This window comes from Mesorhizobium sp. M4A.F.Ca.ET.050.02.1.1, from assembly GCF_003997725.1.
Classification (GTDB): domain Bacteria; phylum Pseudomonadota; class Alphaproteobacteria; order Rhizobiales; family Rhizobiaceae; genus Mesorhizobium.
The window spans coordinates 1-398 of sequence record NZ_RZSG01001549.1; the positions used below are offsets into that span (position 1 = coordinate 1).

Sequence of the window (398 nt, forward strand, 5' to 3'; positions counted from 1 at the left end):
ACGTCGCAAAGAACATCGTTGCCAGCGGCCTTGCAGAGGTCTGCGAGGTTCAGCTTGCTTACGCGATCGGCGTGGCCAGTCCGGTTTCTGTCATGGTCAACACATTCGGGACCGCAAGGATTGAGGAAAAAAAGATCGAGCGCCTTATTCTTGAGCTTTTCGATCTCCGACCGAAAGGCATCATCAAGATGCTTGATCTCTTACGCCCGATATACCGCAAGACCGCGACATACGGGCACTTCGGCCGTGAAGAGCCTGAGTTCACCTGGGAAAAGACGGACAGAGCCGACGACTTGCTGCGTGAAGCAGGACCGGCAGCTGCGTGAGGGCCGTTGGATTAAGCGAATGCGGCAATCCATTTCAACTCGTTAGACCCGCGCGCGGCCAGCATGCCAGAT

Annotated in this window: 1 protein-coding gene; it reads left to right on the forward strand. The window is 56.0% G+C overall.

Annotated features, from left to right (window positions below):
* Positions 1-326, forward strand: a 326-nt coding sequence (locus tag EOA33_RS38585; protein WP_190234566.1) for a methionine adenosyltransferase domain-containing protein, incomplete at its 5' end; no start/stop codon positions are given.
* Positions 327-398: the final 72 nt, after the last annotated feature.